This is a genomic window from Pyrobaculum sp. (assembly GCF_049971835.1).
GTDB lineage: Archaea > Thermoproteota > Thermoprotei > Thermoproteales > Thermoproteaceae > Pyrobaculum.
This window is the reverse complement of sequence record NZ_JBMFKV010000039.1, coordinates 1-14616: the sequence shown is the minus strand read 5'-3', so window position 1 is coordinate 14616 and position 14616 is coordinate 1. Positions and strand designations below refer to the sequence as shown.

Below are 14616 nucleotides of genomic sequence, written 5' to 3'. Positions count from 1 at the left end.
CCTAGCAGCGGCTCTCCCCGTCTCAGCCACTCCTCCACCACCTCCCTCCTCACCCTCACCGGCCTCGCCGGAGCCTCCCTTGCTTTTGCGATGTCTGTGGCTGGTGGCGCCATTTAGCCTACAAACTCCGCATAAGTCTTGTCCAACGTGGCGTCCATAAATGCAGACTTGGTAAACCCCAGCTGTAGGCAGAGAAACGGCAAAATTGAGATATTGCTAGCGCTCTGCGGCTCAGCCACAGCTACTGATTCCATGGCCATGCGCATGTATCCACGGCGAGAAAATTTCCAGAAACCTCCGCCTAACAATATCGATTCATGCAGAGCATCGGCTTTGGTTACTATATACATTTTCCAATCATGCAGATTATCTAAGTCGTCATGTTTCTGGAGGGAAGATTTTCTCGTACAAGCCATAGCGGAGATGTCTGATCCATGGCTTACATCTACATCCACACAGTATACACCTCTTAAAAACCAGCTACTGCGCGAAAACTCAACTAGCGACGTCAATACCTCCTGTAGAGTTGGGTGAAGTGTTGTATATCGTGAAAATCGCCGTGACTTTGGTGGGGAGGTTTCGTAGAGAGACCTCCACAAGTCATTTGGAGGGGGTTTCTATGCTGAAGGCAGCCCAGTGACTTGGCCTACTCAAGTGGACTAGGGTGGAGAGGGGAGGCGAGACTAAGGAGGTATACTACCTCACCAGGCGGACGGCTAATGTGTTCGACATCGAAAAATAGACGTCCCATTGACTCAGAGAATATGTAATGCCAATATATGGACTGAAGCTAATAAACATGAGCCGCGATAGGTCAGGTCCATCTGGCTTAGTTGGAGCTGTAGAGAGCGACCAAATGTTAGCGCATACGTTGGAAAAATACAGAAGTGTCAACTGCCAGCCTCATCCTGGGATCTGCTCCGCCTCAGCTCGGCGGTGAGTTCGCCATGCTTCACCAGGCGCCTCACCTCAGCCACAGCCGCGGCCAGCTCCTCGACGTCGGGGCTCTCGGCGCTGTCTAGGAGGTAGCTGATGGCCTCGTCTAGCGACACCCTGCGCCCCAGCCTGGCCTCCAGCTTGGCTCTGAACTGGATGAGTCGGCGCTTCGTGCCGCTCCTCACCTTGATAGACTCTACACTTTCTACCCTCTTCACCTAATAAAAAATTACGTTCGCTGAATGAGACGCCGCCTCCCTTCGATTGTTGAAATGGCGCCGGCCGTGATTATCAAGGTGCCTCCTAGCAACGCGCTGGGGGGCGGCGTCTGGCCGAGGAATATGTATCCGAATACTGTGGCGAATACCGGATCTAGGTAGCTCAGCACTGCGGCTAGGTGTATATCCAGTTTTTTCAAGGCATCGTACCAGAGGGCCAGCGCCAGCAAGGTATTTACGATTGACGCAAATAGGATCGCGGCCAGCGCCGTGGGGGTTATGTCTACGTGTGTAATTACGAGGAACGGCGATGTGATGACAGAGGCGTATACCGCCTGGTTGAATACCAGATCTAGGGGCCTAGTCTTGGCGGAGGCGTATTTATTTGTGACGATCAGCCCGCCGTAGGCGGCGCCGCTCGCCAAGGCGACGGCCGCCCCCGCGCCGGCGTGGCTGAAGCTGGGGGCGACTGTGAGGGCGACGCCTGTAAAGGCCAGCGCGGCGGCCAGCGCCTTAGTAGGCGTTAGCCTCATGCCTAAGAGGTGCGCGGCTAGCATCGCGAAGATAGGTCCTGTGTAGTAGAGCAGAACCGCCTCCGACACGGTTACCAGCCTCACCGCGTAGAACAGCAGAATCCAGTTGAGAGCTAGGAAGACGCCGGACAACGCCACGTGGAGATCTAAAACGAGCCGCGTCTTTAGCAGGAGCCAGAGAACACACGCGGCTATAGATACTCTAAAGAAGACGAAGACAGGCGCGGGCAGTCCCGAGTATATAGCCACTACGGGGACGCTCCCCCACAGGGCGGTTACCACAACCATCTCAAGAACCCCCAGCTTCATACCTTCTTGAAGACAAGGACGTGGGTGCCGCTCCCCCACTTCCCAGGCCCCGTGGAGTAGACCTTATAGTGGCTCAACAACCTCAGCCCGTGCTCTGCCGCCTCATCTATAAACCTCGCTACTGAGGTCTTCCCCTCCTCTATGTTGGCGACGCCTAGTAAAAGCGACGAGAGTTCAAGGTAGAAGAAGTTGAGAAACGCCTCTTCTACGCCGATGCTCAGATCTCCGATTTTTTCATATACTTCTACATACGCCTTAGCTGTAAATGCAAGCGCTGGCCTTAGCCGACCCCTTGACGCGTAGAAGTAGGCGGATTCGAGAGCTTCGCGGCAACACTTAATAGGTATGTCTAGGAGGTAGGTGAGGTGGTGCTGTATGAGGCTCAGCGCTCTACTCCTCTCGTCGTGGTGCTCTCCGATAAACTCGTCGGATACTATTAGAATGCCCCCCTCTCTTAGGCGGCTACCTACTTCTCTAAGGAAATTTGGTATGTGGTGAGAGGCGCCGAATGAAATAACGGCGCTGGCCCCGCTGGGTATTTCGTCCACCGTTTTATACCCGGAGAGAGCCCTAAACACGGCGGCGGGCTCTATACATAAGATTTCAATTCCGAGTATTTCCCTGAGCGCCGCCTCGTGTATCCCGGGGCCGCACCCCACGCTGACTACCTCATCTACGCCGCGGCGGTACAGCTCGTAGGCCACGTACACCGCCTGCTCGGCGTAGCCCGGGTGCAGAGGCTCATATATGAAATACCGAACTGCATCGATATTGGACTCAAACGTCGAGCTCCCCCTTTCGATCCCGGCCTCTTTGACTTTTTTAAAGTTGTCAACCACCACCCGGGGCACCGCAAGCCTCCCCGACAGCGTCTCTAACTCTGCGGTTAATATATCGCCAGCTAGACTTTCGCGCTCCGGCCGATGCCGGGTGTTGACTGCTCTCACTAAGTCAGAGAGTAGCTCGTTGCTGACTACGTCATCTATGAGATCTCTATAACGCGGGAAGTGTGGAGCGGCGCGCCTCGCGGGCGGTGAGGATTCCTCAAACCTCTCGCCGTATCTCATTATGACAAGGGCGACCGTTTCGCCGGCCACCCCCAGGTATATATGTTCTAGGCCTCCATTGAAAACTGCTCTCTTCCCCCGCCATATGAACTGGGGACTCTCCACACATCCCGCAACCATCGCCCCATCCACCACATACACCTCCTCTAGGGGATTGCTCCCGTGGGGCGCGGCCCTCCTGTAGCCGCCGCGGCTTAGCTTCATTAGATACACCTCCCGGCCGTGTCCACGTTCTATAAGACGAACCTCGATGCCGCCGTCTTTGATTACAATATCGTAGGGCGCCAGTTCGCCAAAGGTGACCCCCAACGCGTTGGCGATGCTCCACAAAGTGGTTATGGTTGGCATAATTTTGCCGTTTTCAATATCCCACAGAGTAGACTTCGACACGCCGGCCAGCTTCGCCAATTGAGTAATGCTCAGCCCCCTCCTCTCTCTCAATTCAGAAATCCTTCTCCCCAGCGAATTATCCACGCCGGTTCGAAATTACGAACTTAAAAACATTCTAATCTCGGATACAGCCTCGATGCATTTGAGTTTTGATAACTTAGATGTCACGATGTAGCTACACACCGTCTAATATTGAAGTGACCTAATAAGGTGTTAGCTGAGATGCAGAAGAAAGATTAAAAGTGTGGAGGGGAGGAAAAAACCGGGTTTTTAGGATATTTGGAGCGTGGCTGTGCCGTTGTATGTAGCGTAGCCGGGCTGGCCTAGTGTCTTGACCACGGCGCGGTACCGCCCGTTGTAGTAGTGGAGGGATATCAAGGCGTTGCCGGTGTAGATGGTTAGGTGGGCTCCGCGGGGGCCGACGGCGCCGTACACGCTCTTAGCCGTGTATGTGTTGCCGCCTAGCTGGACGGTGCCTGTGCCGTATACAACCCTGCCGTAGGGCGACGTGGCGTTGGCGTTTACCACGTCTATGTTTAGGCTGACGTTTATGCCGTCTCCGGTAATGGTGAGCTTTCTACTGGTCGCGTAGAGGATGGCGTTGGCCCCCCTCCCTCCGCAACGGCCGGCGGCTATCCAGCCGCCCTTGGCTCCGTGCCACCAGTGCTTAGCCGTGGAGGCTTTTTCCGCGGCTCCCTGTGCCGTGTTGGCCGTGTTTTGGGCGTAGGCCAGCGCGGCCGCGGCAATTATGAGCGCCGCGGCCACCGCCAGCGCCGCTGTTCGCGCCTTCATGGGTGTGGGTTGTGCCGCGGTTTATAAAGTGGACTCACTTTTGGTGAGTTTTTTAAGGCCGGGGGCTGGGCGTTGTGTGGAGGTTTACGTGGGGACCTCCGGCTGGCTGTATTCGTGGAATTTGGGGAGGTCGCTGAGGTGGTATGTGGAGAACTCGGGCCTCAACGCGGTGGAGCTCAACGCCAGCTTCTACAGGATGCCGACGGCGGGGCAGGTGAGGGGCTGGGCGGAGGTGGGGCGCGGGTTGAGGTGGTCTGTGAAGGTGTTCCGAGGCGTTACCCACTTCGGCAAGCTCTCAGAGAGGTCGATGGAGCTCCTAAGGCGGTTTCTCGCGCTGTTCGAGCCCATGGAGGGGCTGGTGGATTTCTACCTATTCCAGATGCCGCCCGCGTTCCGGAGAAGCGGCGTCAACATGTCCAGGGTGGAGAGGGTGGCCGCCCTCCTGGACGGGAGGGCCGCCTTCGAGTTTAGGCACCCCTCTTGGTTTGTGGAGGACGTGGTGGAGTGGGCTGAGCGAATCGGCGTCACCTTGGTGTCTGTGGATTCGCCCGACGCGTCGTGGGTCGTGTCCACAGGCGGCGTCGTGTATCTGAGGATGCACGGGAGGACTTTCTGGTACTCCCACTACTACGAGGCTGAGGAGCTTAGGGAGGTCGCGGAGAGGGTGGCCGCCCTCCGCCCCCGCAGGGTCTACGTCTTTTTCAACAACAACCACGCCATGCTTGAAAACGCGAGGTCTATGTTAGCTCTTCTGCGGGGCGAGTACGCCCGCTATTAGCTCCGCGCCGAAGTACATAAGGAGCGCCGCCAGCGCCGCGAGAAACACGGCGTATAGCCTGGCGGAGAGCAGGCGGGCCGCGGCGCGGCCTAGGGAGGCCATTAGGGTCAGCCAGAAGTAGTCCATCCAGACGTGCGCGGCGTATACAACCGCAAAGACGTGGAGGGGCTGTGCCGAGAGGGCGGCGACTACGGGCAGAGCCACGGTGACCCACCAGATTAGGAAGTAGGGGTTTAGGGCGGTCAGCGCGAAGCCGGCGACGAGGGGGTTCGCAAACCGAGAGGCCGGCAACGACGGCGGGACCCCCCTCGCTATGGCCCAGGCGTCTCTCAGCAGGAGGTATGAGAAGTAGGCTATGAAGAAGACGGCGGCCAGCGCCATGGGGATTTTGTAGCCCCCCACGTCTATCTGCTTTAGGATGTAGGCCAACGCGGCTACGTAGGGCAGTTCAAAAGCCATGTGGCCCAGGGCAATCAACAGCCCCGCCCTCCACCCCCTCGCGGAGCCCAGGGCCACAGCCGAGGCGGTTAGGGGGCCGGGGGAAAAGGCCCCCGAGGGGGTGATGGCCATAACCGAGATGACCAGGGGAAGCGCGTCCATGACCACTAGATATATTGCTATTATATCTTTCGCTACGGTTTCAATAGAGCAGTCGTGGTATATGTTTAAATAGAGCAATCGGAGCATATCTTATGCGGGTTGCGGTATTAGTAGATAACTACTTAACAAACCCCACCACCCTCAGGCTTAGGCTGTTGGCCGAGTGGGGCTTCGCGGCGTATCTCTACGACTACAGAATTCTGTACGACACCGGCCTCTCCGGCAAGGCTCTTCTCAACAATATGCAGGCTCTCGGGATCGGGCCAGACGAGCCGGAGATACTGGTGTTTAGCCACCGCCATATAGACCACACGGGCGGGCTAAAAGCCCTGCTCAATGCCAGGAGCAGGCCCCTCACCATCATAGCACATGAAAACCTCTTCGCGAAGGCCTACGCCAAGGACGACATGGGGGAGGTGGAGATAGGCGTCGACTTTACAAAAGACTTTCTAGAGTCGAGGGGGGCAAAGCTCATCCTGGTAAAGGGACCGTATAAAGTGGCGGAGGGGGTGTGGGCCTCGGGCGAGATTCCGAGGCGCTGGGGGCCGAGCCACACCGGCGCCGTGGCGGACCCCGTCCCGGACGACATGGCTCTCTACGTTAAGCACCCCCGCGGGCTGGTCGCGTTGACCGGCTGCGGCCACGCGGGGGTTGAGAACATAGTGGAGTACGGCCTGGAGGTGACCGGGGCGGAGAGGCTCTATGCCATAATCGGCGGTCTCCACTTCATGGGCCTTCCGGAAGCCAGAATTCGCGAAGTCGCGGAGTACCTAAAGAAGAGGAGCCCAGGCCTAGTGGTGGGCACACACTGCACCGGCATTTCCGGCATCGCCGCGCTCCAAGCGGCGCTACCCGGCGTCGCGAGGCAGGGCGGGGCCGGCCTGGTGCTGGATCTATAGCTTTTAAAAAAGGCCTTTCTCAAACCAACATGTTTAGGCTTGGGATTGTGCAGAGGGCGCCGGGGCCTGTGGAGAAGGTTGTGGACATGGTGGCTGGGGCCAGGGCTGACCTAATCATCTTGCCGGAGTACTCCCTCTTCGACCCCACGGGGATGGGGCCGGAGGAGGTGTGGAGCAACGCCTCGGCGCTGGATAAATTCGCCGAGGGGCTGGCTAAAATCGCCGCGGAGACCGGGGCCTACGTGGCGGGCGCGTTTCTCGAAAGGGGGCCGCGGCCTAGGGTGTACAACACCACCGTGCTCGTGGAGCCAGGCGGCGGGGTCGTCGGCCTCTATAGAAAAACCCACCTCTTCGACGCATACGGCTACAGGGAGTCCGACGTGGTGGAGCCGGGCGCCGAGCTTTCTCAGATATACGACGTGAGGGGGGTAAAGGTGGGCTTCGCCGTGTGCTTCGAGCTGAGGTTCCCCGAGGTGTTTAGAGAGCTGGCCCTGGGGGGCGCCCAGCTGGTGGCTGTCCCCGCCGCATGGTACTCGGGACCGCTGAAGGAGGAGACCCTCCACATCCTGGCACGGGCCCGAGCCGTCGAGAACGGCGTATACGTGGCGGTGGCCGCGTCGTACAGCCAGCGCTTCACCGGCCGTTCGCTGGTGGTCAACCCCTTCGGCGTGGTGGAGGCGGAGCTGGGAGTAGGCGAGAGGTTTAGAGTAGTGGAGGTCGACCCCAGCCTGGTGGAGGAGGCGAGGAGGACGGTGCCAGTTTTAAATCTCAGGAAGCCCCACCTCTACAAGAGGACCTGCGGCTGTGATGAACATGGGAACGGCCGACAGGTGGCGACGGCTTGATTAGCTGATCAGCTCCGCCGGAATTGTCACCGCTCATGGCAGCGAAGAGCTCATCACCGCCGTTTACAGCTTATATGGATATAGAACTGCCCCCGCCTCTCGAAACCCTGGCCGGGGGGCTTGGCGTATGTGGTGCAGTCAGGGATCCCCGCCTCTAGAAACGCGGCGTGTCTATTCCTACAGCTCTCGCACTCTCCGCAGTGGGCCTCGCCAGATTTGTAGCACGACCAAGTCTCGTACACCAAGTCGCCGACCTCGTCGTAGCACATCTTAAGCAGTTGCGACTTCCTGAGCCCCTCTCTAGAAGGCGTCCACACCTCTACGGTACGCTCGGCGCGGAAGTGGCAGATGCGCAGGGCTGCCTGCAGAGCCTCTACACATTCGGGCGAGCAGTCGGGGTACAGAGGCTCCCATGTATCCTCTCGAGGCCTCACGTCGTCGTAGTGGGAGCCCAGTATTACATAGGTCTTCACCCCCCTCCCCACGGTGTAGGCGTAGGCCGTGGCCACGGCGGCCATCACCACGTTCCTGATGGGCACCACGACCGTTGGGGTGTAGCTCGCCTCCACGTTCACCGCGGCGTCTGTAAGCTGAGTGCCGCGCCAGAGCTCCCTCAGCGATGAGAGGTCTACCACTCTGTGCTCCACCACGCGGCCCCAGCCCCTCCCCGCCGCCACCTCGTCGAGCCTCCGGAGGAGGACCTGCGCCCTCTCAACCTCGACAACGGCCTTCTGGCCGTAGAGGAAGGAGAGGGCGTGGACGTCGCAACCCCTCCTCAGCCACAGCGCCGTGTAGCAGGTGCTGTCAGGCCCGCCTGAGACCACCGCGACGGCTTTACAAGGCTTTTCAATAATCACGGCGTCGCGGGCGCCTCGGCGGCGGCCAGCTCGATAAGAATTGCCCTTTCAAAACAGAGATCGCGTATTGACAAGACGCCTACAAGCTCGCCGTTTCTATCCACCACCACGACATGTCTAATGTTGTGTTGCCTCATCTTCTCAGCGGCGACGCGGACTGGATCCGTGTCCAGCACCGTAATTGGCGGGTTGGCTATCGACGAGGCGGGGCCGTCGAGATCTAGCCTCTGAGCCACGGCCCTCAAGACATCTCGCTCGGAGACCACCGCCACAGGCTTTTTAGGATTGTCCCTAGCTGTAAGCACGGCCAGGCCCACCCTATTCTTTGCGAGTACTACAGCGACCTCCCTAATCGTGGCCGTCTCCGGAAGAGAGATGGGAGACCTCTTTAGAAGATCTCTGACTACCAACATATACGTAGCTTATCCCTTTGTTTATATACTTTAATACGTGTAAAGCACATCGACGGGAAACCCCAGATCTATATTCAGCCCGCTCCTCGCCACCAATACAGAGGCCCCCACGACGCGTGCCCCGGCCTTGGCGGCGAGGCCCGCCAGAGCTCTCAGCGTCTTGCCAGTACGCGCGATGTCGTCAACGATAAATACCGCGTCGCCGCGCCTCAGCTGGGCGGCGGGCACGTAGAGAGTCACAGGCCTGCCCTCCCTGAGGTATGTGTATTCGTAGTTCTCCACCCCCGGCTCCCTATACGTCTTAGCCACCACAAGCGACGCCTCAAACCTCGACGCCGCCGCCACGGCGAGGGGTATGCCGTCTGCCGCCGCCGTGAGCACCACGTCCACCTCCACATCCGGAAACCTCCACGTGAGGTATATCTCGTAGAGGCGCCAGAAGTCCGGCGTGTTTACAAAAGACATGTCGACATAAGTATCGTACATCCGGAACTTCGCCTTAACCACCTCAGTTATTGGATACCTCTCCCTCAACTTCGCCAAAATCTCCCCCGCAGTCTCCACAGAGGGAAGCATGTCGCCAGTGACGTAGCGGGATAAGACGCTCTCGGGTATGTCCAGCACGGCGGACAGCTCCCTGTAGGTCACCCCCAGCAGGCCCTTGACGGACTTCAAGTAGCCAACGGCGTCCAGCTGTGTCCTCACCCCCTCGATCCGCTTCACGCATACGAAACACTGGGAGAAATTAAACAAATTCCCTGCCTACCACACTCCTCGCGATGATTAGCTTAAGGATATTTTCAGCACCTTCCGCCCCCACGTAGTAGGACAGCACCCCGAGGAGGGACCTCGCCACGTTCGTCTCCTTGAAATAAGAGGCGCCGCCGAACCACTTCATAACCTCCAGCCCCACCTCCACCGCCAGGCTGACCGCAAGATACTTAGCCGAGGCCCCCGCAGTGGCGACCTCCTGAACCGAGAAGGCGGGGTCCCCGCCGTAGTGCCTATCCGCCACCCACGCCGCTTTATAAACCGCGAGCCTAGCCGCCTCCAGCCTCGCGTACAACTCGGCGAATTTAAACGACACCGCCTGGTAGGAGGCGATGGGCTTCCCGAAGACAACTCTCTGCTTAATCCACTCCAGCGCCCGGTCCATAAGCCACCTCGCCGCCCCGATGGAGGCGGCCCCTATGATGGTTCTGGCCAGGTTGAAGCCCTCCATCGCCACCTTAAACCCCCCATTCAACTCACCCAGCATAAAAACCTCCTCCACCGGCAACCCCTCCAACATGAGGTAGCCAGTGGGCAGGCCGTGCCGCCCCACCTCCTCCCAGTCCCTATGGCTGAAGCCCGGGCTCACCCTCCCCCTCCTCTTCAACATGGCGAGGAACACAGTTATCCCCCTGTGCCTGTCCTCGGGCCTGCCCGTCCGCGTAATAGCCACCACGCCCCCGCCGTACGGCAGGTTTAGGATTGTGGTCACCCCAGTAACCATGTTCTTCTCCCCGTAGAGCCTCCAGACGCCGCCATCCTCCCTAACCGCCTTCGTCTGCACAGAAGCCACGTCGCTACCCCCCTGCGGCTCCGTGGAGCCTATGCCGATAAACGCGCGGCCCCTGGCCACCTCCGGCAGAACCTCGCCCTTCACCTCCTCCCTACCATAGCGCTGAACCACGTAAGGCCACGCCGTCTCCAGCAACATGTAGACAGCGGTGGCGAGGGAAGGATCCGCGTAAGCCAGCTCCTCAGCCGCCAAGGCGGCTTGTAGAAACGTGCCGTCCTGCCCCCCGTATTTAGAACTCAGAGGGATGCACAGCAGGCCCGCCTCCCCAAGCCTCGCCGCCACCTCCTCAATAGGCCACCTCCTCTCGTCAATCTCAACCCACCGGGGGGCAATAACCCTCTCCGCAAAAGCCCTAACCGACTCTAGAAAAAGCTTGTCCTCTCTCGACAAGCCGAAGTCCATATATTCCACTACATACTCTATTTAAATGATAACCTACCAGCTGTACCAAGACAGCTTCGCCATCTACTACAAAGGCCGGAAAATACCCACCATAGCACTATATACAACCCCCACACTCCACTACATACAACACGTCGCGCCATACGTAGCCAAGAGGCTGGCGGAGATGGGAATAACAGAGTTCAGACACAGCAATCCCCACGCGGCGAGAATCATCGAAATCGCATGCAACTGGCACTGCAGACAATCCCCAACAGGCGCCGACATAGACAAGGTGCTGGAGGAGGCGTACTACAACCACCTAGCCGACAGAATAATGGCACAGACCCCCTCGGCAGACGCGCTGGTAATACCCTGCGCAGACAAGCCCCTGGCGCGCGCCCTGGCCAAAAGAGCGAGAGAACACGCCCCAGACCTCACCCTAATAGCGTCGAGATACGGGGGGGACTGCCCCCAGGCGGACTACACCCACGACCCACAGCCCATAGACACCCCCCTCCCCCTAGGTCCCACCTCCAGAGCCGCCCTACACACAGCCACCTGGGCCATAGGCGAGGGAGTGGCGGAGGCCCCCCTAACGCCACTATTAGACGCGGATTGCGTCATTGCGCACCAGAGAGAAAGCCAGACCTCATGAACGTCGAAGCCGCGAAAGATAGCAACGGTGGCTTCTGTAGATCTTTCCTACTGTCGCCCGCTACCTAACGCACCAAATCAATGTATGAGCTACGGGTCTGCGCACAGGATCTTTAAAAAGTAGACGGAGCTAGAAGTGTCGAGTCTGAAGAGGTTTATCAGGATAACTATGGCGGCGGCTTGTGCGTAGCTATGGCGCCTTTTTCGGCGAGCGTCTTTATGTCGTCGTCGGTGTACCCCAACTCTCTTAGTACTTCTTCTGTGTGCTGGCCCAAGGCCGGCGGAGGTGTGTAGTTGCCTACCTCCATGGAGTGGGTATTTATCGGCGATCTCAACATCTTTACTACGCCGTGAGGACCCCGCCGCTCTATTAAAACCCCCCTATAAAGTATATGGGGATCTGAAAAAACTTGTGCGAGGTTGTACACCGGAGCCGCTGGGACCCCGCTACTCCATAATAACTTAACCCAGTAACTAACCTCCCTATCTGCAAATAACTGCTCTAGTATTTTCACTAGCAACTCCCTATTTTTTTACCCTGTCCGTATTTGTCTTGAAGCGCGGGTCCTCGGCGAGATCGGGCCTGCCTATTGCATCGCAAAACCGCCGCCATATATGGTCACTACCAACAGCGAGTATGAAGTACCCATCTTTTGCCTTAAAGGCTTGATACGGCACTATGGTGGGGTGAGCACTTCCCATGCGCCTTGGCACCTCCCCACTGGCGAAGTAGTAGCCGGCTTGGTGTGTTAGTAAACGAAACAGCGGCCTCTATCAGCGGAATCTCAATGAAACCATGAAGGTTGCTGAGGACAGCCGCCGTCACCGCTAGGGCACAGTAGAAGCCCGCGGCTATGTCGGTAATAGGGACGGCAAATTTTACAGGTGGGCCATCTGGCTCACCTGTTAAGTCCATCAAGCCAGACATAGCCAAAGCCACTAGATCGTAGGCCGGTAGCTCCCTATAGGGCCCCTCTCCGAACCCCGAGATAGAGCAGTAGACAATATTGGGGTTGTGTCTCTTTAATGTGTTGTAATCAACACCTAGCTTCTCAGCCACGCCAGGTCTGAAGTTTTCCACAACTACACGCGCCGTCTTTACCAAGCGGTATACCACCTCCCTTCCCTCGCTCCTCTTCAAGTCTAGAACAACAGACTTCTTACCTCTGTTAACACTTGCGAAATACGCGCTGTACTTCTCCCCGTAGGAGGGCGGCCCCCAGTCTCTGGCGTGATCCCCCTCCGGGGGCTCTATCTTAATCACGTCGGCGCCAAGATCTGCCAAAAGCATAGTGGCGAAGGGACCCGCCATCGTAGCTGTGAAATCCAAAACCCTCACACCTAAAAGCGGTCTGCTCATAGTAACTTAAACCTAGCCAATAGGTAAAACACTGCCAATGCTACTGCGCCCACGGCGTTCAGCATCCAGCTGGGCGCGATTAACAAAACGCCGGTGAAAAGCGCGAGCGATCTATACAAAGTCCCTATACCCTTGCCAGCCACCCACCCAACATTAGCAATTGTAAAAGCCCAAATAGCACCTAGCGTTAACAACATCTTCATAGTGAACATAGTTAAGGTAAACTGTACGCCGGCTGTGAGTAGAGTAGGCATTATTAAAATCGCCGTAGACTCGTAGCTTGTTAGGAACAGCGCCGCCACTATGTACTTAGGAAGCGCCACCTTGGCGGCTTTTATACCAACATCAATTGGATTGGTCCCAAAGACCGAGGCCGCCGCGAAGTTTGAGAGTCCCACCGGGGGCGTTATGTCGGCTAACACAGCGTAGTAAAACAGGAACATGTGGGTAGCGAGCACAGCAGCCTGCTCCGGCATACCCGAGGCCGTGGCGAATCTTATAATCGCAGGCGCGGTCAGTAGCGAGGCAGTGATATAGGTAGCGGTCGGCGGAACCCCCATGCCTAGTATTAGAGAAAACACTGCTACGAATAACAGAGCGACGTAAAGAGAATTCGCGAGATTCATCAGAAAAACTGAGAAAGTAGTCCCCAATCCAGAGACGACTACCATAGACATTATGAAGTTGGCCACGACTATCGAGCTACCAACCGAGATAAGGAGTTTAAATCCATTAGCCAGCCCCTCTATAATCGCGCTACTACTTGGTCTCGTCTTAGTAAAAAACGCTATAATAATTGATATAATTGTAGAAATAACCACCGCAGCTGTGATAGTATAGCCTAGAAACAATATGGCAAGAACTGAAATGATAGGCAGAATGCCGGCCCACCCATCGTTTTTAAACCAATCAAGCAACCTCTCTTTTTCAATATCCAGCTCTCTCAGACCAGCCTTTGCGACGTAATACTCATTATAAAGCAGAATAGAAGTTATGTAGAGTATAACTACCGGTACTGACATTATCATAATCCAAGCGTATGGTATAGCTAGTATCTCAGCCATTACAAAGGCTACAGCTCCAAGAATCGGCGGCGTTATCAATGCCACAGTTCCAGCATTAGCCACAAGCCCAGCGGCTGTGACGTCGTCATAGCCGGCTTTTCTAAAGGCGTCTTTCAAGGCATTGCCTACATACGCTGCATCAGCCGCACCTGACCCAGACACCATGCCCTGCACAACGCCCATAATAGCCGCGGCGCGGCCAACACTCTGAGGCTTTCTGCCCAATACCGCAAATACCCCCCTAGCCAGCTTATCGCCGAGCTTCAGAGAGGACAGCAACGCGCCGAATATGGCAAAATAAACTATGTAAGAAACCGACACGTCGGTGACGGTGCCAAAGAGTGCGGCCTCAGTCTCGATATAGGTTTTGCCAATCAGGAAGTCGACGCCGAAGCCGGGTATCTTCCAAGGCGGAGGAAATATGAAGCCAAACATGTTATAAAGCATGAAAATTAACGCGAGTATTGACAACACGCCACCCACAAATCTGTAAACCACGCCCATTAGCAACAGAGTGAGACCCCAGCCCATTGCTAGATCCCAAGGCTCCGGCGTGACCGCCCTATAAATCAACTGCTCGTAATTCACGACTAGGTATATATACGGCAAGAACGCCATAGCCGCCCCCACCAAATCCAGTTCCCTCTTGTACTTAGCAGTCAGCGGCCCCACGGCTATGATATAGGCGAGAAATACGAATAATATCTCAAGAGGCCCAATATGCGGTATTAGGTAAAGCGTCGGTATCAACGCAAACACCGACATCAAATACCCCGCAAATGGGGATGGCCGCGGCGGATATACATAGGAGTGGAGATACCCAGCGGTGACTATAAACCACACATGTGTTGCCCTAACGATCTGAGTGAGGTCAAAAATTGGTATCCTGGCTACATAGCTTAGGGGAGTGTATGGGTGGAAGAATAGGTAGAGGTGGTAAACAGAGGCAACTG

At 56.9% G+C, this 14616-nt stretch carries 15 protein-coding genes and 1 pseudogene; 4 read left to right on the top strand and 12 right to left on the bottom strand.

Going from position 1 to position 14616, the window contains the following annotated elements; all coding sequences use genetic code 11:
• Positions 1-113: 113 nt before the first annotated feature.
• From ACP5J3_RS05215 to ACP5J3_RS05195, 5 genes are all read right to left on the bottom strand, one after another.
• Positions 114-254 carry a hypothetical protein gene (locus tag ACP5J3_RS05215; protein WP_263242719.1) on the bottom strand — a complete coding sequence of 47 codons (141 nt, stop codon included), beginning with the start codon at positions 252-254 and terminating at the stop codon, positions 114-116.
• 636 nt (positions 255-890) lie between these two features.
• Positions 891-1154, bottom strand: coding sequence for a hypothetical protein (locus tag ACP5J3_RS05210; RefSeq protein WP_428494701.1), 264 nt, complete (start codon positions 1152-1154; stop codon positions 891-893).
• A gap of 11 nt (positions 1155-1165) precedes the next feature.
• The gene (locus ACP5J3_RS05205) at positions 1166-1996 is read right to left on the bottom strand and encodes a DMT family transporter (protein WP_428494700.1); all 831 of its coding nucleotides are present in this window, start codon (positions 1994-1996) and stop codon (positions 1166-1168) included.
• Complete coding sequence (locus ACP5J3_RS05200; RefSeq protein ID WP_428494699.1) at positions 1993-3537, bottom strand: helix-turn-helix domain-containing protein; 1545 nt, start codon at positions 3535-3537, stop codon at positions 1993-1995. The genes ACP5J3_RS05205 and ACP5J3_RS05200 overlap by 4 nt, the downstream gene beginning before the upstream one ends.
• A gap of 186 nt (positions 3538-3723) precedes the next feature.
• Positions 3724-4245 carry a hypothetical protein gene (locus ACP5J3_RS05195; RefSeq protein ID WP_428494698.1) on the bottom strand — a complete coding sequence of 174 codons (522 nt, stop codon included), beginning with the start codon at positions 4243-4245 and terminating at the stop codon, positions 3724-3726.
• Between the two features lie 76 nt (positions 4246-4321).
• Between ACP5J3_RS05195 and ACP5J3_RS05190 the strand changes: the two genes are divergently transcribed.
• The gene (locus tag ACP5J3_RS05190) at positions 4322-5023 is read left to right on the top strand and encodes a DUF72 domain-containing protein (RefSeq protein WP_428494697.1); all 702 of its coding nucleotides are present in this window, start codon (positions 4322-4324) and stop codon (positions 5021-5023) included.
• Here the strand turns inward: ACP5J3_RS05190 and ACP5J3_RS05185 are convergent.
• Complete coding sequence (locus tag ACP5J3_RS05185; protein ID WP_428494696.1) at positions 4988-5623, bottom strand: LysE family transporter; 636 nt, start codon at positions 5621-5623, stop codon at positions 4988-4990. The two genes, ACP5J3_RS05190 and ACP5J3_RS05185, sit on opposite strands and share 36 nt — an antisense overlap.
• Positions 5624-5715: 92 nt before the next feature.
• Here ACP5J3_RS05185 and ACP5J3_RS05180 point away from each other — a divergent pair, with 92 nt between their 5' ends.
• Together ACP5J3_RS05180 and ACP5J3_RS05175 are read left to right on the top strand one after the other, a co-directional pair.
• Entirely contained in the window at positions 5716-6522 is an 807-nt protein-coding gene (locus ACP5J3_RS05180; RefSeq protein WP_428494695.1) for an MBL fold metallo-hydrolase, read from the top strand.
• Positions 6523-6551: 29 nt separating this feature from the next.
• On the top strand, positions 6552-7367 hold the full coding sequence (locus tag ACP5J3_RS05175) for a carbon-nitrogen hydrolase family protein (protein ID WP_428494694.1): 816 nt from the start codon (positions 6552-6554) through the stop codon (positions 7365-7367).
• Positions 7368-7420: 53 nt separating this feature from the next.
• Here the strand turns inward: ACP5J3_RS05175 and ACP5J3_RS05170 are convergent, their stop codons facing one another.
• Genes ACP5J3_RS05170 through ACP5J3_RS05155 form a run of 4 tightly spaced genes read right to left on the bottom strand, consistent with a single transcriptional unit; the run spans position 7421 to position 10603 of the window.
• Entirely contained in the window at positions 7421-8224 is an 804-nt protein-coding gene (locus ACP5J3_RS05170; RefSeq protein ID WP_428494693.1) for a 7-cyano-7-deazaguanine synthase, read from the bottom strand.
• Entirely contained in the window at positions 8221-8637 is a 417-nt protein-coding gene (locus tag ACP5J3_RS05165) for a CBS domain-containing protein (protein ID WP_428494692.1), read from the bottom strand. Before ACP5J3_RS05165 ends, ACP5J3_RS05170 begins: the two co-directional genes overlap by 4 nt.
• Positions 8638-8667: 30 nt before the next feature.
• Positions 8668-9360, bottom strand: coding sequence for a phosphoribosyltransferase family protein (locus ACP5J3_RS05160; protein WP_428494691.1), 693 nt, complete (start codon positions 9358-9360; stop codon positions 8668-8670).
• 22 nt (positions 9361-9382) lie between these two features.
• On the bottom strand, positions 9383-10603 hold the full coding sequence (locus ACP5J3_RS05155) for an acyl-CoA dehydrogenase family protein (RefSeq protein WP_428494690.1): 1221 nt from the start codon (positions 10601-10603) through the stop codon (positions 9383-9385).
• A 25-nt stretch (positions 10604-10628) separates the two neighbouring features.
• On the opposite strand from ACP5J3_RS05155, the gene ACP5J3_RS05150 reads away from it, so the two are divergent.
• The gene (locus ACP5J3_RS05150) at positions 10629-11240 is read left to right on the top strand and encodes a hypothetical protein (RefSeq protein WP_428494689.1); all 612 of its coding nucleotides are present in this window, start codon (positions 10629-10631) and stop codon (positions 11238-11240) included.
• A gap of 166 nt (positions 11241-11406) precedes the next feature.
• Here the strand turns inward: ACP5J3_RS05150 and ACP5J3_RS05145 are convergent.
• Both ACP5J3_RS05145 and ACP5J3_RS05140 read right to left on the bottom strand, forming a co-directional pair.
• A pseudogene (locus ACP5J3_RS05145) lies at positions 11407-12599 on the bottom strand (CaiB/BaiF CoA transferase family protein).
• Positions 12596-14616 (bottom strand): TRAP transporter permease (locus tag ACP5J3_RS05140; RefSeq protein ID WP_428494688.1); only part of this gene is annotated, 2021 nt, incomplete at its 5' end. The gene ACP5J3_RS05140 and the pseudogene ACP5J3_RS05145, both read right to left, overlap by 4 nt.